Origin of the sequence: Micromonospora pallida, assembly GCF_900090325.1 — a bacterium.
Classification (GTDB): Bacteria; Actinomycetota; Actinomycetes; order Mycobacteriales; family Micromonosporaceae; genus Micromonospora; species Micromonospora pallida.
The window spans coordinates 2077525-2098474 of the sequence record NZ_FMHW01000002.1 but is presented as its reverse complement, the minus strand read 5'-3'; the positions used below and the strand labels follow the sequence as shown (position 1 = coordinate 2098474).

Below are 20950 nucleotides of genomic sequence, written 5' to 3'. Positions count from 1 at the left end.
GATCATGAAGGCGGGGCCGGTCAGGCACTGGCGGCCAGCGGCGGCGCGGCCCGGGCCGGCACTCCCACCGGCCGAGTCCGAACCGGGCGACCGTCCGGGGCGGGCGTGCCGGCGGCCACCAGCCGACCCGACGCGGCGGGGTGGGCCAGCCGCACCGGACGGGGTGGCCCGTCACACACCACGGGGGCCGTCCGCCGCCGGAACTCGGCCCGCAGGGCACGAGGCAGCCGCTCGTACGCCACCCGGGCCAGCGTGCGGTCCGCCACGTCGTACCCGTGTCGGGCGGCCCGCCACACCAGGACGCCCCGCGCCACCAGCTCCCGCAGGACCGGCCGCAGCGGCCCCGGGTCCAGGTCGAGCAGCCGGGCGACCTGGTCGGCGGTGAATCCGGCACCGAGCGCCGCGCCGGCCATCACCACCGCCCGTCCGGTCCCGTCGAGCCGGTCGAGCCGGGCGGAGACCATCCGGTGGACCGCCTCCGGCACCGGCGGTTCGCCCGCCGCGCCGCCGTCACCGGCCTGCGCGGCGTAGGCCCGCGCGTAGCCGGGGTAACCCGCGACCAGCGGCAGCAGCCGGGCCACCGCCGCCCGCTCGCCGACCAGGTGACGCAGCAGCCGTCCGGCGTCGACGGCCCGCAGCGGCGGCACGGTCAGCCGGTGCCGCCGCCGCGCCGAACCGAGGGGAAGTAGGTCGGCCCACTCCGGACGGTGGGTGACCACGACGGCCAGCGGTAGCCTCCGGGCGGTCGCGGCGGCGAAGAGTTCGTGCAGGAACCGACCCACCTCGGGGGCCGCCCGGTCCACGTCGTCCACCGCCACCACCAGGGGTTCCCGTTCGGCGAGGGCGAGCAGCACCTCCCGCCACCGAGCCGCCCCCGCAGCGGCGGCGTCGGGAGTGGGGCCGAGCAGCGTCCCGAGCGCCGCGACGGTGGCGGACAGCCGGCCGGCCGGGACCAGCGGACCGCACACGGCCGACAACCGACGCCGTACCGTCGCCGGGTCGTCGTCGGCCCGGAGCCCGGCGTGGTCGCGGACCAGCGCGGCCAGCGGAGCCGCTGCGACGTCCGGCGGGCACTGCGCCCGGCACCAGCGAACCGGCACCCCGTCGACCTGCCCGACCGTCCGGGCCAGTTCGGTCAGCAGTCGGCTGCGGCCGACCCCGTCCGGCCCGACCACCGAGACCCAGCGGGCCGTCCGGTCCCGCACCGCCCGGGCGACCTGGTCCCGCAGGGCGGCCAGTTCCCGGCGCCGCCCGATGAACGGCAGCTCGCCACCGGCCGGTCGGACCGGACCCGGCCCGGCGGCCCGCCAGACCGTCACCGGGGCCGGTTTGCCGGCCAGCACCGCCGGCGGCAGTTCCCGGTAGTCGATCAGGTCGGCGGTGGCCCGCCGGGTGGCCGCGCAGACGATCACCGTGCCGTGCGGGGCGTGTTCCTGAAGCCGGGCGGCCAGGGTGACCACCGCCCCGCTGACCGCACCGTGCCCGGCGTCGCGCACCGCGGCCAGGTCGACCACCGCCTCTCCGGTGGCGACGCCGACCCGTAGCCGCACCCGGGTTCCGCAGGCCAGCGGCTGCCCGTCGAGGACCCGCTGGATCTCCAGCCCGGCCCGCACCGCCCGGTACGCGTCAAACCCGTCGGACTCAACCCCGCCGAACAGGGCCATCACGGCGTCGCCGACGTACTTCTCCACCACCCCGTTCCACCGGCGCAGCACCCCCGCGACCGCACCGAAGTACTCCAGTTGCAGGGCCCGGACGTCCTCCGGGTCGAGCCGGTCGACCAGCGCGGTCGAGCCGACGATGTCGACGAAGAGGACGCTGACCGTACGCCGCTCCTCCGGCACCGGCCAGTGCCGCGACGTGACCATCGCCGGTGCCGGCTGGGTGACTGTGCTGACAGGCATCGCGCTCACCTTTCCCCCGTGGTGCCCGGACGACGTCTGGAGACTCGCACCACCGGACCGACGGCGGATCTGCCGAACGACGTATGTCGGCCTTCCGCAACTTTCCGTCACAGTTCCTACGCGAGGAGTACCACAGGATCGACTTACCCTTATGAACGCCCCAGCCCCTCCTATTAGGCTGCTGGACATGGCCAGCGATGTGGACGCCGTCCCGCTGGTCGGTCGCGCCGACACGGTGGCGATGGTCCGCGCCGCCCTGCTCGACCGGGTTTCCCACGGCCACACCGCAGCGGTGTTCGTCAACGGGGAGAGCGGGGTGGGCAAGAGCCGCCTGCTCGGCGAGGTGGCGGCGGGACTGCGCACCACCGGCGCGGTGGTGCTCGCCGGCACCTGCCTCGACATCGGCGACGCCTCGCCGCTGCACCCGCTGCTGCAGGCGCTGCGCCGCTTCGAATCCGAGGTATCCCACGCCCACACCTGCGCGGCGGTGCGCAACCTGTTGCGGATGTTCGCCGACGAGACCCCCGGCCGGGAGGAGGCCGGCACCCTGCTGGAGCGGGTCTCCCGTGGACTGCACCTGATCGCCCAGGGGCGCCCGCTGGTGCTCGTCCTGGACGACCTCCAGTGGGTCGACCGCAGCACCCGGCAGCTCCTGCTCTACCTGCTGGCCGGACTCGGCGACATGCGGCTGTCGGTGCTCGCCGCGGTCCGCGCCGAGGCGTTGCAGGGGGCCCACCCGCTGCGCCGGGTCCTCACCGAACTGCGGCGGCTGCGGTCGGTACGGGTGCTCGACCTGGCCCCGCTGGACCGCGCCGGAACCGACCAGCTCGCCACGGCCATCGTCGGCCGGCCCCTACCGCCGGAGGCCACCGAGCAGATCTGGCGACGCAGCGGCGGCAACCCCTTCGTGGTGGAGGAACTGGCCCGGGACCGGCGGGACGGGCGGGAGGGCCTCTCCGACACCCTCCGGCAGATCTTCCTCGACCGGGTGGACGCCCTGCCTCCGCACGCCCACGAGGTGGTGCACGCGGTCGCCGTCGGGGTGGAGCCGGTGGAACACACGCTGCTCGCCCGCCTGGTCCGACTCCCCGAGGAACAGCTGATCGAAGCCGTGCACGCGGCGATCGCGCACCGACTGCTGATCTCCACCGACAACGGATACCAGCTCCGACACCGACTCGTCGCCGAGGTGCTGGAACAGGAACTACTGCCGGCCGAACGCTGCGCCCTGCACCGACGCCACGCCGAGGCGCTCACCGCCGAACCGACACCACTGCACCACGCCCGCTCCGCCCACCACTGGCGGCTGGCCGGCCAACCGGTACGGGCGTTGCGGGCGGCGATCGCCGCCGCAGCGGAGGCCGAACGGCTGCACGGCTACGCCGAGGCACACCGGCACTGGTCGCTCGCCCTCGACGCGGCAGCCGACACCGGTCTCGGCACACCGGAACGGATCAACCTGCTGGAGAAGGCGGCGGAGGCCGCCCACCACTGCGGCGAGCACGCACGGGCCCTGACCCTCCTCGAAGAACAGACCACCCTGGTCGGCGCGGTGACCTCCACGCTGTACATCCGCCGGGCCCGCTACCTCGCCCACGCCGGACGCTCCGCGCTGGCCGAGGCGGAGTACCAACGCGCCCTGGACGCACCGGACTGCACCCCCGCGAACGGGCCACCGCCGCCGCGCACCTGGCCGAACTGCTGCTGCACCTCGGCCGGTACGCCGACGCCGGCCGCCGGGCCCGGGAGGCGCTGGCACTGTCCGCGTCGGTCGACGGCTCCACCTCGGAGGTGGTGCTGGCCAGCGCCGCGCTCGGCTTCAGCCAGGCCTACCTGGAGGACCCGGACGCCGGCCTGCCGGTGATGCGCCAGGCGCTGGCCACCGCCGAACGCGCCGGCCGACCCGAGGACGTCGGCCTGGCCTACCTGCACCTCGCCGACCTGTTGACCGGCCCGCTCAACGTCATCGAGGAAGGCGTCGTGGTGGCCCGCCGGGGCGCCGACCGCGTCGTCGAGCTGGGACTGGGCCGCACGTTCGAGACCCGGCTGCTGGCCGTCGCGGCGACCGGCCTGTTCCGGGTGGGGCAGTGGGCCGAGGCGGAGAAGGTCATCGCCGACGCCCTACGGCACCGCCCGTCCGGCGCGGACGCCGTCGAACTGCTGCTGGCCCGCTGCCGCCTCTCCGTCGCCTACGGCGACGTGACCGCCGCCGACCGCGACCTGGAGGCGGTGGCGACGCTGCTCGCCGGGGGCGGCGCCCGACACGTACTGCCGTTGCTCACCCTCCGGGCCGGACTCGCCATGTGGCAGGGCCGGCACGACGAGGCCCGACAGGCCGTCGCCCGGGGACTGACCGAAACCCGCTCCGACGACCTGGTCCTGCTCGCCACCCTGGCCTGGCACGGGCTGCGCGCCGAGGCCGAGGCGTACGCCAGCCGCACCGGACGGATCGACCTGACGGCGGTCCGCCGCCTGCGCCAGGTCACCCACCGGGTCCGACGCACCAGCGTCCAGGCGGCCCGGCCGGTCCGCGACGTGGTCGACGCCTTCCTGGCCCTCTGCACCGCCGAGGTCAGCCGACTCGACGGCCCCGGCGAACCGGCCCTGTGGGCCCGGGCGGTCGAGGTGTGGGACCGGCGCAACCACCCCTACCCGGCGGCGTACGCCCGGCTGCGGCAGGCCGAGGCGCTCCTGACCCGGCGGGGCCGGGACGTCACCGCCACCGCCGCCCGGCTGCTGCGCCAGGCCCACGAGACCGCCCAGGCCCTGGGCGCCCGTCCACTGCGCGAGGAGATCACCGCGCTGGCGACCCGGGCCCGGCTACCCATCCCGACAGCCGACCACGATCCCGCCGGCGCGGGAAACCCCAGCGGGACGCCCGACGAACTGGCCGCGCTCACCCCACGCGAACGGGAGGTGCTCGCGCTGGTGGCCGAGGGACTCACCAACCGGGAGATCGGCCAGCGGTTGTTCATCAGCGAACGGACCATCGGCGTGCACGTCTCGCACATCTTCGACAAACTCCAGGTCCGCACCAGGGTCCAGGCCAGCGCCATCCACCTGCGCCGCCGCCCGCGCTGAGGATCCCCGCCGCAGGCGGATACGTCGTTCTACCGATCCCCGCCCGGCCGGCGGCTGCCACGCTGTGCACCGCGCGGGCCAGCCGCCGATCCACCCCCCGGCGGCGGATCGGCTGTCCCTGTTCCGCTTCGCAGGGTTTCCGTCTCCTCTCCGGCCGGCAGGCCGAGGTATCCACGGAAGGAATCTGTCGATGACCGAACCGGTCTGGGGGCCCGTCCACCAGGACGTCGCCGACCTGCTCGCCGACCACCCCGCCGACGTGCCGGCGGTGGTCGACCACCTGGCCACACTCCAGGAGGTCCTGGTCCGGCTGCCCCCGCTACAGGAAAGCTGCCCCCTCGCGGACTTCAACGCGCTCTACCTGACGATCACCAGCAGGGTGCTGCAACGGCTGTACGACGGCAGCTTCGCCGACCCGGTGTTCCTGTCCCGGCTGGACGTGGAGTTCGCCGCCCGCTACTTCGACGCGTTGCGCCTGTGGACCGAGTCGAGCCCGTACACACCGCAGGCATGGTCGTGCCTCTTCGAACGCATGCAGGGCCCGGACGTACGGCCCCTACCGGCCGCCGCGGCGGGGGTGAACGCACACATCAACTTCGACCTGCCGTTCGCCCTGGTGACCACCTTCGCCTACCTGGAGTCCGAGCCGGCCGACGGCGGCGACCAGCACCGGGACTACCTCCAGATCAACGAGATCTTCGCCGAGTCGATCCCGACCCTGCGCCGGGGCTACCTGGACCGCTGGCAGTTGATCATCGACACGCTCAACGGTGATCTCGACGACTGGTACCAGGGCGAGCTGGTGGAGTACACGCGGGGCGTCGCCTGGCGCAACGCCCAGCGGATCTGGCGGGTACGCCACGACACCCACGCCCGGGAGTACGAGCGCAGCCGCCTCGACGGCACCGCCGCCCGACTCGGCCGGCTGCTGCTCTCACCACTGGGCGCGCTGCTGCAGTAGACCCGGGTGTCGGAGGTCCCCGTCGGGGTACCCGCCCGCCATGACGCGCACCGCCGCCCGGCTCGGCCGCCACCCCGATTCCCGGCCGGCTGCGCCCCTGGGCGGAGCCGCGGAGGGGAGCCGGATGACGGACCGGCGACGGGCCGGGGGACACCTCCGGCGTACCGAGGTGCGGCACCGGCCGACGGCCGAGCACCGCGCCCGCCCCGTCGACGCCGGCCGGGACACCGAGCCCGACGGGTCACCCGTCCTGCCCACCTGCGTGGAGACCGCAGCCCACGGCGAACGGCCCGAGGGCCCGGTCCGCCGGTGGCTGTTCCGGCACCGGGTCCAGCCGGTCGGCCCGGAGGCCGGCAACGGGCACCTCCGACCGCACGCCTGGTGGCGGGTCATGTGCCTGACCGGGGTGGACTAATTCTCCACCCTGTCGTACCTGCCCGGCATCGCGGTGCTCGCCGCCGGGGCGCTCTCCCCGCTGGCGACCCTGGCCATCGTGGCGCTGACCCTCTTCGGCATGCTGCCCATGTACCGCAGGGTGGCCCGGGAGAGCCCGAACGGGCAGGGCTCGGTGGCGATGCTGGAGCGGCTGCTGCCGTTCTGGCGGGGCAAGCTCTTCGTCCTGGTGCTGCTGGGGTTCGTCGCCACCTCCTGGGTCATCACCATCGCGCTCTCCGCCGCCGACGCCACGGTGCACCTGCTGGAGAACCCGTACCTGCCGGCGGCGCTCTCCGGCCGGGCGCTTGCGGTGCCGGTGACCGTCGTGCTGCTGCTCGTCCTCGGTGGGGTCTTCCTGCTCGGCTTCCGCGAGGCGGTCGGTGTCGCGGTGCCGCTGGTGGCGGTCTTCCTGCTGCTCAACGCGGTGGTGGTGGGAGCCGCCCTGGCGGAGGTCGCCGCCGATCCGGCGCTGGCCTCCCGCTGGGTCGACGAGGTCACCGCCGTCGGCGGGCCGGGTGACGTCCTGGTCACCGCCGTGCTCGCGTTCCCGCTGCTGGTGTTGGGGCTGTCCGGGTTCGAGACCGGGGTCAGCATGATGCCTCTGGTGGCGGGGGAGGGGGCCGACCCCGACCAGCGGCTGCGGGCCCGAATCCGCAACACCCGTCGGCTGCTCACCACCGCCGCCGTGGTCATGTCGGTGTACCTGGTCGGCACGAGCGTCGTCACCACCCTGCTGGTTCCCGCCGAGGACCTGCGTCCGGGTGGGGTCGCCGAGGGGCGGGCGCTGGCGTATCTCGCGCACCAGTACCTCGGCGAGGTCTTCGGCACCGCGTACGACGTCAGCAGCGCGCTCATCCTCTGGTTCGCCGGCGCGTCCGCGATGGCCGGGCTGGTCAACATCGTGCCCCGCTACCTTCCCTCCTACGGGATGGCCCCGGAGTGGGGGCGGGCGGTGCGCCCGGTGGTGCTCGTCTACACCCTGGTCAGCGTGGTGATCACGATCGCCTTTGGCGCGGACGTCACCGCCCAGGCCGGCGCGTACGCCACCGGGATCCTGGCGATGCTGGTCTCCGCGTCGGTCGCGGTGACCATCTCCGCGCTGCGTCGCCGCCACCGCGCGCTGGTGGTCGGCTACGCGGTGCTCACCCTGTTCCTGCTCTACGCGCTGGTCGACAACGTCGTCGAGAAACCGGACGGCATCACCATCTCGGGCCTGTTCATCGCCGGGATCGTCGTGGTCTCGCTGGTGTCCCGGGTGGTCCGCACCACCGAACTGCGCGCCGACCGTGTCGAGTTCGACGAGCCGGCCCGACAGTTCGTCACCGAGTCGCTGCGTCAGGACGGCCGGCTGCACCTGATCGCCAACAAGCGTGACCTGGGCTCGGTGAAGGAGTACCGGGTCAAGGAGCGGGCGCAGCGGGCGATGAACCCGGTGCCCGGTGCCGCGCCCGTGCTGTTCCTGGAGATCGACATCACCGACCCGTCCGGGTTCCGGGACGTGCTGCGGGTGCGCGGGGTGGAGGTCGCGGGGCACCGGGTGCTGCGCGCCGGCAGCCCAGCCGCGCCGAACGCCATCGCGGCGATCCTGCTGGCCCTGCGGGACGCCACCGGGGTCCGCCCGCACTGCCATTTCGAGTGGTCGGAGGGCAGTCCGATCGCGCACCTGTTGCGGTATCTCGTCCTCGGTCGGGGTGACACCCCGCCGGTGGTACGCGAGATCCTCCGCAGGGCGGAGCCGGACCCGACCCGCCGTCCCGGCATCCACGTCGGCGGCTGACCCGGTTCGAGCCTCACAACCTATCTTCCTAGGATGCCGTACGGATTGTGCCCACCGTCTCACAACGCACACAGCCCCAGGGACGACATGCCACAACAACAGCGTCAGTCGACTCGAGGACTGCGTCGCTCCAGCAGCACCACGTCACGCCAGCGTCCGTGATGCCGGGCGATTCGTTCTCGGACGCCGACCACCCGGAAACCCACCGACCGGTGCAGGGCGAGGCTGGCCTCGTTCTCGGGGAAGACAGCCGACTGGATGGTCCACACTCCGGCGGCCTCGGTGGAGTCGATCAGAGCGGTCAGCAGGGCCCGCCCGACGCCCCGTCCGGCGGACTCGGGCGCCACATAGACGGAGTGTTCGACCACCCCGGCGTACACGGGTCGGGTGGAGACGGCGGAAACCGCCGCCCAGCCGAGCACCTGGTCGGTCGTCGGGTCGACCGCCACGTGTCGGTGTTCCGGCAGCCGGGCGGCGTCGAAGGCCGCCCATTCCGGTGCCCGGGTTTCGAAGCTGGCCTGGCCTCCGTCGAGCCCGGCCTGGTAGATGGCGAGCACCGGGTCGGCGTCCGTGGCGCGCATCGGACGGATCCGTACGAGGGTGGGATCCGGCATGGCGGCGACCTCCGGTGACGCTGATCTGCCGACGGTACGTGACCGGGGGGCCGACCGCCGGAAACCGGCAATAAGCCGGTCGAGGAATCGCGCTGGGCTGGGGATTCCGTGTCGGCATTGATGGTGGTTAGAGTCTGCGCGGCGCGGGGGCCTTTATCCGGTTGGTGATCGGGTGGTGGCTTCGTGGCGTCGATCGAGCGGACCGTGTATCCGCGGTTGAAGCGCGTGTGTCGGCGCGGGAGTTGCATGAGGCGTTCACGCCGACGGATCCGGCCGTGACCGGTCGACCAGGTGCAGCGCCACCGTACCGATCGGGTATGGGCCGGTTGGCGCGGGTAGGACCATGCGCGGCGGGCTCGAGGTGAGTGGGCGGCTGGCGGCCGGAGCCGCTTCCGCGCGCCCAGCGAGGCCAAGCGGCACGGTGAGCCCGGCGGGCAGCGCGGTGGTGATGAGGCCACGGCGGGAGATGTGTCCCGGACCGGTCGCCGGTATGGCGGTTATGGCGCCTCCTGCTGCTTTGGAGTGGCGCCGGCCGTCCGGCCGGCGCCTTCGGGCGCACAGCCGCCGTACGCCGGGGATGGCTGGTCGGCCGACGGTTGTCGCTACTGCCCGTTGGTCGTCTCGACGCGGGCGATGAGCTGCTTGAGTCGCGCGATCTCGTCGGCGAGCGCGGTGGTGCCGGTGGCGGTGAGGGTGATCCAGGTGCGGCCGCGTCGGCCCTCGTAGCCTTTCTGGATCTCGATCAGGCCGGCCGTTTCCAGCACGCTGAGGTGCTTGGAGAGGTTGCCGGCGGTCAGCTCGAGGTGGGTGCGCAGGTAGCCGAATTCGACCCGGTGGGCCTCGTGCGCGATGGTCAGGATGCCCAGCCGTGCCCGCTGGTGCACCACCTCGTCCAGCCCGGTGACCGGGTGCCCTGCGTCCGGATCCGGGGTGCCGGTCGTGGCCGTCACTGCTGCCGCCTGCGGGCTGCTCTGAAGAACCCGGCCGCGCCGAGCATCAGCAGCGCGCCGCTGATGACTTGCGGTACCGCGAATCGGGCCTGAAGTCCCCAGCCTGCCAGTCCCCAGCCCTCGTTCATCGGCAGCACCAGCAGTACTAGGGCCAGGTAGGCGAGGGTGAACAGCAGCAGCCCGATGTTGCGCTCGATCCGGGCCAGCACCACCAGCGCGATTCCGATCATGCTCCAGGGTGAGACCAGCCGGTCCAGGATCAACCCCCAGTACGGCAGCGGGTGGTGCGGCAGCGGGTGGTGCGGCAGCGGGTGGTGCGGAAAATACAGGGCTGCGGCTACCCACGCGGCGGTGAACACGACGGTCGTCGCGACGCCGGCGATCGCGTACGGCAACGCCCGGGCACCCAGGCCCCGTGCCCGGGCGGCCCGCACGTAGCAGACGGCGATCGCCGTGTAGGCCAGCAGGAGCGCCGGGGGCCAGTAGAACAGCACGCCCCGCCGAGCGAACTCGCAGCTGGTGTCGGGGTGGCAGTGCACCATCATGCCGAGCCAGTCGAACGGGATCCCGACGAGCGTCACCGCGCCTAGCACCAGCAGTGCAACCCAGGTCATCCGTTGGTCGAGACGCACCTGGTGCGCCAGGGAGCGAACGTCAGACAGCAGTCGGCGGGGATCGCCACCGGCAAAAACCGGATCAGTAGTCATGCCAATAGGTTTCCACAACAAACCTGTCGGCGCTAGTGCACCGGCACGTCGCTCTGCCGGCCGCCGATGTACCGACCGATCTGCGCTGCCGCTACAGCGGATGCCGCACGGCGTACGAGGCGATCGAGCACCACGGCGGTGCTGACGGGACGGACCGATGAGCGCGGCGCCCGCCAGCACCGGCGAAAACCGGCCCCGGTCGGCCCCGGTCGGCCCCCTGACGGTGGCGCAGGTTGGCCGCGGAGGCGCGTCCGGTTCGTCGCGAGCGTGGTGAGACGCGGCGGGTGCGCGTGCTCGGGCAACGACTCGGCCCGTGTCCACCTGGTCAGGTGGACACGGGCCGACGTGAGAGTGGGACGGCCTACTCGGAGGGTTGGGGCAGCTCGCAGTCGACCTTCGGGTTGGCGCCCACGTAGTTCAGTGGCCCGGCCACGATGGTGACCAGGATCGTGCCGGCTTCGGCGCAGTTGGTGTCGTCGCCTCGGAAGTAGCCGCGCTGTGCTGCGGCGATCGCGCCGATGACGAGCCAGATCACCAGGAGAATTCCGAATATCGACGGGCTACGCCGCATGGCTGCCTCCCTGTCAGTGGTGTGTCGAGGTGAGGCGGGTTGTACCCAGTCGCGGTGAACGGCTAACCGTGTCCGGTCCGGATCAGTTGTTGGGGTTGGCTGACCTCGCCCGCCCCGCCGTCACGGACCGGTCCGCGCCGTCAGGTGGGGGCGGCCGACGCGGTGGGGTGACGGGCAGGGGCGGGCGGTTAGGTGCGTGAGGTCAGGCGGTGGGGGTGGGGAAGACCTTGTTGGCTTCGGTGGGGGCGTCGGCGAGGAGCCGGGCTTGCTGTGGCCAGCTGGCCAGGCCGGGGGCGGACCGCAGGCCGGCGTCCCGGATCACCGCGCGCAGCGTGGCCTCGTCCTGCTCGGCCAGTTTCCGGTAGGTGCGGATGCCGGCGGCCTGGAGGGCGGCGGCGATTTTCGGTCCGATGCCCTGGATCCGGCGGAAGTCGTCGTCGGGGGCGTCCTCGTCGGCGTCGCGCGGTGCGGGTGCTGCCGCGTCATCTTGCGGGGCGGGGGTGTGCGGTGCCTCTTCCACCACGGGGGTGTGCGTCACCGGCGCGTCGTCCACGGTGGGGGTGTCTGCCGCGACCGGGGTGGGCTGGGCCGCTGGTGCCGGCTGCTCCGGTTCGGCGGCGGTCGGCTCGACGGGCTGCGGCTGCGGTTCCGCCGGCGTGGACTGTGGCTCGACGGGCTCGAGTTGCGTGTCGACCGGTTCGATGCGGGCGGGCGTCGGGTCGGTCTGCGGTTCGGCTGGTTCGATCGGGGTGGTCACGGGTTCGGCCTGGGCGTCCACGGGTTCGAGTTGGGCGTCCACCGGTTCGGCGGGTGCCGTGTGCTGCACGGAATCGACGGGAGTCGTGAGAGTCGTGGGGGTCGGGGCGGCTTCGGTGAGGGGATCCGGCGTGTGGTCGGACCGGTCGGGCGTAGCGGGGGCGTCGGCGGCCACCGGCGGGACGGTGATGGTCGCCGTCGTCTCGTCGGGGGTGGCCGGCGGCGTCACCGGGGCGGCGGGGGTGGGCGTCGGTGCGGTGGCGGCCGGTCGGGTGGCGGTGGTGTCCATCCACGACGTCGGCCGGCGGGTGGCCTGCCGGCCGCGCAGCACCCAGCCGGCGGCCGCGCCACCGACCAACACCAGGATCAGTAACAGTGAGTGTCCAAAACTCCACGCCATGGCATACCTCCAGCGCGTACGGCGAAAGTGCGAGAAATGTCCGCCGCAGCTTCGCATACGCGTGTGAGCGGCCTCATTCTGGCCGGGAGGATCCCGCCGTCGACCGTGCGGTGGGAGGGCGGGTGCCGTGGGTGGTCGTGGGGTGGTTCGCGCAGCGTGACGGCGGTGCCGACACCGTTTGCCGATGGTCGGCTGGGAGACGGGTGCCGGCACCGCCGCAGGGGGTGGGGTCAGTCCTCGGCGCCGCGGTAGGCGTAGAGGTCGTCGACGAACTTGCGGCGCAGCTTCGGTACGCGGCTGGTGATTCCGAAGTAGCCGCGGGCGCCGAGTAGCGCGAGTGGTCCGAGTACGGGGTGGTAGAGCGGGTCGTCGCCGTCGGTGCCGTTGTTCTTCAGGGAGTCGGCGACGCGGGCGAAGCCGTACGGCAGCATTTGTGCCTCGTAGTCGCCGACCGCTTCGAGGATGGTTTTGTCGCCGGTGGTGGCCTGGGTGAGTTGCCGGCAGAGGAGGGTGGCGTCGCGGAGCGCGGTGTTGGCGCCGACGCCGCGTCCGGGGGTCATGGTGTGGATGGCGTCGCCGAGCAGGGTGACGGTGCTGGGTTTCCAGGGTGGGATCGGTTCGGAGGTGGCCACCTTGATCGGTAGGCAGCTGCCGGGGTCGCTGCGGGCGATGAGTTCGCGTAGGTGTGGGTGCCAGCCTCGGGTGAGTTCGAGGGCGAGCAGGACGAGGTCGTTGCCGCGTCGCTGCATGACGTCGGCGGGGAATCGGCGGGCGGCGCTCCAGATGATGATGTTGATGTAGTCGCGGGTGTTGTCGTAGAGGAGGCCGGGCCAGCGGCTGATCAGTTCGGCGTCGGCGCTGCCGATGCCGGACTTGACGGTGCCGCGGGTGTCCCATTTGAACTCCATGACGTGGAGGATGCCCATGATTCCGCCGGCGGCGAAGATCAGGGAGATGCCTTCCAGGATGCGGTGGTGCAGGAGGCTGCGGGTGTGGTCGGTGAGGGGGATCTTGACGGCGATGTTGATGCTGCCGGCGTCTCGGGTGACCGCGTGGGGGAGGTACTGGCGGCGGACGGCGGAGTGGGTGCCGTCGGCGGCGACCAGCAGGTCACCGACGGCGGTGCTGCCGTCGGCGAAGTGGGCGGTGACGGTGCCGTCGTCGTGTTGTTCGTACCGGGTGAAGGTCTTGTCGAAGTGGACGACGTCTTCCATGCCGGTGAGCAGGACCTGCCGCAGGGTCATCCGGGCGACGGAGCGGTCGGTGTTGACCGGGTCGGTGTCGGGGCGCAGTTCGAACGAGGCGGTGTGGCGGAGTCGTTGGGTGATGACGTTGAAGTAGCGGGGGGAGCGGGCGCAGGTGGCGATGAAGGTGTCGAACAGTTCGGGTGGCAGGCATTCGCGGAGGGCGCGGCTGCCGGTGGGGCCGATGCCGACGCGGTAGCCGAGTAGGCCGTCGGTGCGGGTGCGGTGGCGTTCGTAGACGGCGACGCTGATGCCGGCGCGGCGGAGGCCGTGGGCCAGGCACATTCCGCCGGTGCCGGCGCCGATCACCAGGACGTGGGGTCGGCTGGGGGACATGGCAGCTCCTTGCGGGGGTCAGTCGACGGTGCCGGTGGATGCGGCGGTGGTGGCGTCCCAGCGGTAGAAGCAGCCGGCGATCGCGTCCCGGGGGGAGCGCCAGGTCGGCAGGTAGGGGGTGGTGTGGGCGGCGAGTCGTTGGTTGACCTGTTGGTAGAGGGGGTGGGTGCGGGCGTCGGCGATCGCGTCGGGGTTGATGTCGGTTTCCATGAGGTGGACGCACAGGTCGTGGAGGCAGTAGAGGGAGCGGTGCCGGACTCCGGTCATGGCGGGTAGGTCGGTGGCGTCGGAGTCGGCGAAGATGTCCGCGACCTGTGCTTCCGTGCCGGGGACGATCCTGCTGATGATCAGTAGTCGGCTCATCGGTTTGCCCTTTCGCGGCCGGTGTCCCGCCGGGGCCGGTGGGGACATTCGGTGGCTCACCTTGCCGGCGGGGCTGTCACGGTGCCGTCACTCGGTTGTGGGTGGTGGTGACGGTGCGGGGGCGGGGCGGGTGGGGCGTCGGGTGCCGGGTGGGGTGGTGCGGCGGCGGATGGGGGCGAGGGTGTCGTCGAGGAGGGCGCACATCGCGGCGGACGGTTCGAGGTCCAGTTCCCGCAGGATCAGGTCGCGGTAGACGTAGAAGGCGTGGAGTGCCTCGAAGGCGTTGCCTTCGGCGAGGTGGATCTGCACGACCAGCCGGTGGGGGGTTTCGCGGAGGGGTTCGGCGGCCATCGCTTCGAGGGCCGCCTGGAGGGCTTCGCCGTGTCGTGCGGCGTGCAGGTGGGTGCGGGCGACCTGTTCGAGCATGTGGAGGCGGAGTTGGCGGAGGCGTTCGCGTTCGAGGAGGACCCAGTCGTCGTACCAGCCGGGGAGCAGGTCGTGGCGGCCGGCGGCGAGCGCGGCGGCGGCGTCGCGTGGGTCGCCGCCGTCGTGGACCTGGGCGGCGGTGCGGACGAGGTCGTCGACGTCCACGGCGACGGTGGGGTCGAGTCGTACGGTGTCGCCGCTGGTGTGCATCGGGCAGCAGGGGTCTTGGCGTAGTCGCCACAGGGCGGTGCGCAGTGAGGACAGGGCGCGTTCTTCGGGTGCGTCGGGCCAAAGCAGTCCGGCGAGGTGGCTGCGGGTGGCGCCGGGGCGCAGCCCGATCAGCGCGATGATGCGTTGTAGTCCGCGGGCCACGGCTACGGGTTGGTTGTCGTGGAGCAGGCGGAAGCCGCCGAGCAGCAGCAGGCGGGTCCGGGGTGCGGCTGCCGGCGTGCTGGTGTCAGAGGTCACGGCCGCATCCCCCCTGCAGCGGAGCCGTTGTCCCGTCGTTGCGGTGCCTGCCTGCGGCCGTCCGTGACGTCGGTTGTTCCGTCGCGCTGCCGCGGTGGCGGCGCGGGGCCGGGTCGGTCGGCCGCGGCGAGCGTGCCCCGCCGCCGGGCTGGTAGCGACGAAGATTATCAATAGCAGTTACGCTCAGTCAACAGAGTGGTCGGTATTCCGACCTGTCTCGGCGCGTCCCTGAAAATGCCTCTGAGCTGGTCTGACTTGGCGCCGATTCTGGTGTCGACAGTCGGGGCGGACGGCATTTTCCCGGCCTGCCGTCAACTGAGCGTCACGGCCGTTGGGTGGTGGTGGACGAACTGTGGACGCGCCGATGACGGCGGCCTCGGCATCGTGTCGACAGTCGTCCGGCCGCCCGTGCGGTCTGGCGTCCGCCGAAGGGGAGGGCATGCATGGACCGCTCGTTGATCGTCGCGAAGGTACTGCCGACCGCGCAGGCGCGGGTAGCCGAGATCTTCGCCGAGTCGGACGCGACGGAGTTGCCGCGGCTGGCCGGGGTGCGGCACCGGTCGCTGTACCGGCTGCACGACCTGTATGTGCACCTGCTGGAGACCGAGTCGTCGGGGGAGGGCGCGGTGGAGACCGCCCGCCGGCATCCGGAGTTCACCCGGATCAGCGACCGGCTACGGCCGTACGTCTCACCGTACCTGCCGACGTGGCAGTCGCCGCGCGACGCCATGGCGCGGTGCTTCTACCGCTGGGACGCCCCACACAGCTGAGAGGGAACATCATGACCGTCACCCGAGGTCCGGCCGGAGCGGCCCTGGCCACCGAGATCACCGACATCCTGGTCGCGCACTGCGGACTGGACCCCGACGCGGCGTCCGACACCCCCGCCGCGACCCTGGCGGAACTCGGCATGGACTCGCTGGCCCTGCTGGAGTTGCAGGCCGTCGTCGCCGACCGGTACGGCGTGCGGATTCCCACCGAAACCGGCCACCTGAGCATTCCCGCCGTCGCCGACCTGGTCGCCGAACAGACCACCCCGCCCGAACAGACAACGTCGGCCGACACGCCGGGCCACACCGACAACAGCATCGTCATCGGCGCGCCCCGGCAACTCGTCTGGGACCTCACCAACGACGTCGAACACTGGACCGACCTGTTCACCGAATACCGGGCGGTGCAGGTACTGCACCGCGACGGCAACACCGTCCGGTTCCGGCTGACCATGCACCCCGACCCCGACGGCACCGTGTGGAGCTGGGTCAGCGAACGCACCGCCGACCCCGCCACCTGGCAGGTCCACGCCCACCGGGTCGAAACCGGACCGTTCGAGTACATGCGACTGCACTGGCGGTACGACACCGAACCCGACGGCGCCACCCGCATGACCTGGGTGCAGGACTTCAACCTGCGCCCCGACGCACCCATCGACAACCGCGCCATGGAAGACCGCCTCAACACCGGCACCCCCGAACAGATGGCCATCATCCGCGACAAGATCGAACGAATCGCCCGGCAACGGGGACTGGAGACAGACGACGATGAGTGACACCACCCACCGGACCGTCGCCGCCCGCGACGTTCCCCCCGACCGGCGGCGCGGCGCGGAACTCCGGGTGCTCCTCGGACCCAAAACCGTCGGGGCCACCTCCGGATTCATGGGAGTGGCCACCCTGCTGCCCGGCGAACGCATCGCCGAGCACTACCACCCCTACAGCGAGGAATTCCTCTACGTCACCCGCGGCGCCATCACCGTCGACCTCGACGACCAGCCGATTCCCCTGACCACCGGGGAATCCCTGTTCGTGCCGGTGAACACCCGCCACCGGCTCCGCAACACCAGCACCCAACCCGCCGAAGTGGTGTTCCACCTCGGACCACTGGCACCCCGCCCCGAACTGGGCCACGTCGACACCGAAACCGTGGAGGCCACACCATGACCGGCCGCCGCACCGTGGTGACCGGCATCGGGGTGGTCGCCCCCGGCGGCCCCACCCGAGACCACTTCTGGAAAACCATCACCGAAGGACGAACCGCCACCCGACGGATCACCTTCTTCGACCCGTCACCCTTCCGCTCCCAGATCGCCGCGGAATGCGACTTCGACCCGTACGCCGCCGGACTCACCCCCACCGAACGCCGCCGCGCCGACCGGTACGTACAGTTCGCCCTCGCCTGCTCCATCGAAGCCCTCGCCGACAGCGGACTCGACCTCACCGACACCGTACGAAACAACACCGGCGTGGTACTCGGCTCCGCCGTCGGCGGCACCACCGCACTCGAACACGAATACGTGAAAGCCAGCGACCACGGCACCCACTGGCTGGTCGACCCCACCCGCACCAGCCCCTACCTGTACCAGGCGCTCATCCCCAGCAGCCTCGCCGCCGACGTGGCCTGCCGACACGGCCTGCACGGCCCCGCCCAGGTCGTCTCCACCGGCTGCACGTCCGGCATCGACGCCATCGGCTACGCCCACCAACTCATCACCGACGGCGACGCCGACGTCATCCTCGCCGGAGCATCCGACTCGCCGATCTCCCCGGTCACCATCGCATCCTTCGACGCCATCCAAGCCACTAGCCCCGACAACCACGACCCCGGCCACGCCTCCCGGCCCTTCGACAACGACCGACGAGGATTCGTCCTCGCCGAAGGCGCAGCCGTCCTCGTCCTCGAAGAAGCCGAACACGCCCGCCGCCGAGGCGCCCACGTCTACTGCGAAGTCGTCGGCTACGCCAGCCGCAGCAACGGCTACCACATGACCGGCCTACGACCAGACGGAGCCGAAATGGCCCTCGCCATCGACGACGCCATGCGGCAGGCCCACCTCACCCCCCACGACGTGTCCTACATCAACGCCCACGGCTCCGGCACCCGACAAAACGACCGACACGAAACCGCCGCCTTCAAACGCGCCCTCGGCACCACCGCCTACCGAATACCGGTCAGCTCCATCAAATCCATGGTCGGACACTCCCTCGGCGCCATCGGCTCCATCGAAATGGCCGCCTGCGCCCTGGCCATCGAATACGGGGTCGTGCCACCCACCGCCAACTGGGCCACCCGAGACCCCGAATGCGACCTCGACTACGTGCCCAACACCGCCCGGGAACTCCCCGTCGACGTGGCCCTCTCCGTCGGCAGCGGCTTCGGTGGCTTCCAGTCCGCGCTGCTGTTCCGCCGACTACGCGGATCGGTGCGCGAGTGACCCCCCGGGCGGTCGTCACCGGCATCGGGGTCGTCGCCCCGAGCGGCATCGGCGTGGACGCGCACTGGCGGACGGTCACCACCGGAACCCGGACCACCGGGCCGATCACCCTGTTCGACCCGGACCACCGCTACCCGACCCGGATCGCCGGCGAAGTACCCGACTTCGACGCCGCCCACTACATCGACAACCGGCGACTCGTCCAGACCGACCGGTGGACCCACCTCGGATTCGCCGCCACCGCCCTCGCCCTCACCGACGCGGGACTACCCCAACGCGCCCCCCACCCGTACGGATACGCGGTCACCCTCGCCAGCTCCTCCGGCGGCAACCTGTTCGGACAGCGGGAACTCCAACGACTCTGGGGCGGCCCCTCCCGCACTGTCGGCGCCTACCAGTCGATCGCCTGGTTCTACGCGGCCAGCGTCGGACAACTGTCCATCCACCACCAACTCAAAGGACCCTGCGGAGTGCTGGTCACCGAATCCGCCGGCGGACTCGACAGCCTCGCCCACGCCGCCCGAACCATCCGCCGCGGCACCCCCGTCGTCATCGCCGGCGCCACCGAATGCCCCCTCAGCCCCTACGCGCTGGCCTGCCAACTCCGCTCCGGACTCCTCAGCCCCGTCAATGACCCCGAACACGCCTACCAGCCGTTCGACGTCAACGCCAGCGGCTACGTACCCGCCGAAGGCGGCGCCGTCTTCGTCGTCGAAGACCTCACCCACGCCCGCACCCGAGGCGCCCGCATATACGGGGAGATAACCGGCTGGGCCGCCACCCACGACGCCACCCACACCACCACCCGCACCGGCAGCGACCCCACCCAGTACGCGCGAGCCATCCACCTCGCCCTGCACCGCGCCGGAACCCACCCGAACGAAGTCGACGTGGTCCTGCCGGACGCCCTCGGCACACCCCACCACGACCGCAGCGAAGCCGACGCCCTCCGGACCGTGTTCGGCACCCGACCACCCCCCGTCACCACCCACAAACCCCTCACCGGGCGAGCCCACCAGGGCGGATCCGCCCTGGACGTGGCGACCGCGCTACTCGCCCTGCACCACGACCAGCTACCCGCCTCCGCCGGCCCACGGCACCCGGCAGACGGCTGCGAGCTGGACTTCCTGCGCCGGCCACGACGGCCGGAAACCGGGGTCGCGGTGGTGTGCGCCCGCGGCTTCGACGGCTTCAACAGCGCACTGGTGCTGCGCGGGACGCAGTCACCTGGGGAAGGGAGCGGGGGACAATGATCGAGCGTCGGGCACGGGTGCTGTTCCTGGTGCGGGTGGCGGTGGAACGCACCGCAGACTTCCTCCAGGCGTACGAGCTGGTGCGGCACCAGGTCAACGGGGTGCCAGGACACCTGATGGACCAGGTCTGCCGGTCCGCGGTCGACCCGGAACAGTGGCTGGTGACCAGCGAATGGGCCACCCTCGCCGACTTCGAGGCATGGGAACGCAGCACCGGACACCTGGAGCTGCTACGCCCGATGCGGGAGTGTTTCACCGAGGCCAGGTCCCTGCGGTTCCTGGTGCACGCCCAGACCCCAGAACCGGAAACGGTGTGCTCGGTGCCGGCAGAGGTCGACGTGGCGCACTGGTGACTCTGGACGCACCACCCACCAGATGCAAGCATGTCGAAACATCGATCAACTGGGATCGGCTCAGCCGGTGGAGGAAACCATGAAACTCACCCGACGCACGCTGCTGTCCACAGCCGCCGCAACCGCCATGCTCACCGCGGCCGCCGTCCCACCGGCCCACGCCGCCCCGCAACCCCTGACCACCGAACGAGCCGCCACCCTGACCGCCACCCTCGGCGCCGACCGCACCGCAGGCTCGTACCTCGACGCCACCGGCCGCACCATCGTCACCGTCACCGACACCCGCGCCGCCGCCACCGTCCGCGCCGCCGGCGGCGTGGCCCGCATCGTCGAACGCAGCACCCGCGCCCTCGAACGCACCCAGTCCCAGGTCGACCTCGGCATCACCGGCACCGCCCTCTACGTCGACCCGGCCACCAACCAGATCGTCGTCGGCATCGACAACACCGTCACCGGACAGAAGCTCGAACGGATCAAGACCGCCGTCGCCGCCACCAGCGGAGCAGCCCGCATCACCAACCTGGGCGACACCCTCAGCATGCGCATCTCCGGCGGCGACGCCATCTACGGCGGCGGCTACCGCTGCTCCCTCGGCTTCAACGTCCGCAAGGGCAGCGAGTACTTCTTCCTCACCGCCGGCCACTGCACCAACGTCGCCAGCGCCTGGTACGCCAACTCCGCCCAGAGCACCAAGCTCGGCGACCGCACCGGCACCAGCTTCCCCGGCAACGACTACGGCATCGTCAAATACACCAACACCTCCATCGCCATCGACGGCAGCGTCGGCGGACAGGACATCACCTCCGCCGGCAACGCCACCGTCGGCCAGTCCGTCACCCGCCGCGGCAGCACCACCGGCACCCACAGCGGCACCGTCACCGGCCTCAACGCCACCGTCCGCTACGCCGAAGGCACCGTCCGCGGCATGATCGCCACCAACGTCTGCGCCGAACCCGGCGACAGCGGCGGCCCCCTCTACGCCGGCGGCACCGCCCTCGGCCTCACCTCCGGCGGCAGCGGAAACTGCCGCACCGGCGGCACCACCTTCTTCCAGCCGGTCGGCGAGGTGCTGAGCAAGTACGGCGTGGCCGTCTTCTGACCCCACCCGACGGCGTGGCCGCCCGCATCCATCCGGGCAGCCAC

General features: G+C 71.9%; 17 protein-coding genes and 2 pseudogenes. 10 read left to right on the top strand and 9 right to left on the bottom strand.

Annotation, left to right across the window (positions count from 1 at the left end; all coding sequences use genetic code 11):
- Positions 1-20 precede the first annotated feature (20 nt).
- On the bottom strand, positions 21-1904 hold the full coding sequence (locus GA0074692_RS36435; RefSeq protein ID WP_281198776.1) for an adenylate/guanylate cyclase domain-containing protein: 1884 nt from the start codon (positions 1902-1904) through the stop codon (positions 21-23).
- 187 nt (positions 1905-2091) lie between these two features.
- Between GA0074692_RS36435 and GA0074692_RS35825 the strand changes: the two are divergent.
- From GA0074692_RS35825 to GA0074692_RS09195, 3 genes and pseudogenes are all read left to right on the top strand, one after another.
- A pseudogene (locus GA0074692_RS35825) lies at positions 2092-4985 on the top strand (helix-turn-helix transcriptional regulator).
- Positions 4986-5175: 190 nt separating this feature from the next.
- Entirely contained in the window at positions 5176-5946 is a 771-nt protein-coding gene (locus tag GA0074692_RS09200; RefSeq protein ID WP_091641780.1) for a DUF5995 family protein, read from the top strand.
- A gap of 124 nt (positions 5947-6070) precedes the next feature.
- Positions 6071-8158 (top strand): annotated as a pseudogene (locus tag GA0074692_RS09195) (APC family permease).
- A 104-nt stretch (positions 8159-8262) separates the two neighbouring features.
- On the opposite strand, the gene GA0074692_RS09190 reads toward GA0074692_RS09195, so the two are convergent.
- From GA0074692_RS09190 to GA0074692_RS09150, 8 genes are all read right to left on the bottom strand, one after another.
- On the bottom strand, positions 8263-8772 hold the full coding sequence (locus GA0074692_RS09190) for a GNAT family N-acetyltransferase (protein ID WP_091641777.1): 510 nt from the start codon (positions 8770-8772) through the stop codon (positions 8263-8265).
- Positions 8773-9374: 602 nt separating this feature from the next.
- Positions 9375-9722 (bottom strand): transcriptional regulator, encoded by a 348-nt coding sequence (locus tag GA0074692_RS09180; protein WP_091641773.1) that lies wholly within the window; start codon positions 9720-9722, stop codon positions 9375-9377.
- On the bottom strand, positions 9719-10336 hold the full coding sequence (locus GA0074692_RS09175) for a hypothetical protein (protein WP_245730244.1): 618 nt from the start codon (positions 10334-10336) through the stop codon (positions 9719-9721). Before GA0074692_RS09175 ends, GA0074692_RS09180 begins: the two co-directional genes overlap by 4 nt.
- Before the next feature lie 454 nt (positions 10337-10790).
- A complete protein-coding gene (locus GA0074692_RS09170; protein WP_091641767.1) occupies positions 10791-11000 on the bottom strand; it encodes a hypothetical protein in 210 nt (69 codons plus the stop codon).
- 202 nt (positions 11001-11202) lie between these two features.
- Positions 11203-12156 carry a helix-hairpin-helix domain-containing protein gene (locus GA0074692_RS09165; RefSeq protein ID WP_091641763.1) on the bottom strand — a complete coding sequence of 318 codons (954 nt, stop codon included), beginning with the start codon at positions 12154-12156 and terminating at the stop codon, positions 11203-11205.
- A gap of 230 nt (positions 12157-12386) precedes the next feature.
- Positions 12387-13736: an FAD-dependent oxidoreductase gene (locus GA0074692_RS09160; RefSeq protein ID WP_091641759.1), complete on the bottom strand. Its 1350-nt coding sequence runs from the start codon at positions 13734-13736 to the stop codon at positions 12387-12389.
- 18 nt (positions 13737-13754) lie between these two features.
- On the bottom strand, positions 13755-14099 hold the full coding sequence (locus GA0074692_RS09155; protein WP_091641756.1) for a TcmI family type II polyketide cyclase: 345 nt from the start codon (positions 14097-14099) through the stop codon (positions 13755-13757).
- Between the two features lie 87 nt (positions 14100-14186).
- Positions 14187-14993 carry an AfsR/SARP family transcriptional regulator gene (locus GA0074692_RS09150; RefSeq protein WP_141725204.1) on the bottom strand — a complete coding sequence of 269 codons (807 nt, stop codon included), beginning with the start codon at positions 14991-14993 and terminating at the stop codon, positions 14187-14189.
- A 443-nt stretch (positions 14994-15436) separates the two neighbouring features.
- Here GA0074692_RS09150 and GA0074692_RS09145 point away from each other — a divergent pair, with 443 nt between their 5' ends.
- From GA0074692_RS09145 to GA0074692_RS09115, 7 genes are all read left to right on the top strand, one after another.
- Entirely contained in the window at positions 15437-15763 is a 327-nt protein-coding gene (locus GA0074692_RS09145; protein WP_091641752.1) for a TcmI family type II polyketide cyclase, read from the top strand.
- An 11-nt stretch (positions 15764-15774) separates the two neighbouring features.
- Positions 15775-16539 carry an SRPBCC family protein gene (locus tag GA0074692_RS09140; protein WP_091641747.1) on the top strand — a complete coding sequence of 255 codons (765 nt, stop codon included), beginning with the start codon at positions 15775-15777 and terminating at the stop codon, positions 16537-16539.
- Entirely contained in the window at positions 16532-16930 is a 399-nt protein-coding gene (locus GA0074692_RS09135; RefSeq protein WP_091641744.1) for a cupin domain-containing protein, read from the top strand. The genes GA0074692_RS09140 and GA0074692_RS09135 overlap by 8 nt, the downstream gene beginning before the upstream one ends.
- Positions 16927-18201: a beta-ketoacyl-[acyl-carrier-protein] synthase family protein gene (locus tag GA0074692_RS09130; protein WP_091641740.1), complete on the top strand. Its 1275-nt coding sequence runs from the start codon at positions 16927-16929 to the stop codon at positions 18199-18201. The genes GA0074692_RS09135 and GA0074692_RS09130 overlap by 4 nt, the downstream gene beginning before the upstream one ends.
- A complete protein-coding gene (locus GA0074692_RS09125) occupies positions 18198-19454 on the top strand; it encodes a beta-ketoacyl synthase N-terminal-like domain-containing protein (protein WP_091641736.1) in 1257 nt (418 codons plus the stop codon). The genes GA0074692_RS09130 and GA0074692_RS09125 overlap by 4 nt, the downstream gene beginning before the upstream one ends.
- On the top strand, positions 19451-19807 hold the full coding sequence (locus tag GA0074692_RS09120; RefSeq protein WP_091641731.1) for an antibiotic biosynthesis monooxygenase family protein: 357 nt from the start codon (positions 19451-19453) through the stop codon (positions 19805-19807). Before GA0074692_RS09125 ends, GA0074692_RS09120 begins: the two co-directional genes overlap by 4 nt.
- Before the next feature lie 79 nt (positions 19808-19886).
- Positions 19887-20906: a S1 family peptidase gene (locus GA0074692_RS09115; RefSeq protein ID WP_091641728.1), complete on the top strand. Its 1020-nt coding sequence runs from the start codon at positions 19887-19889 to the stop codon at positions 20904-20906.
- The last annotated feature ends 44 nt before the right edge of the window (positions 20907-20950 follow it).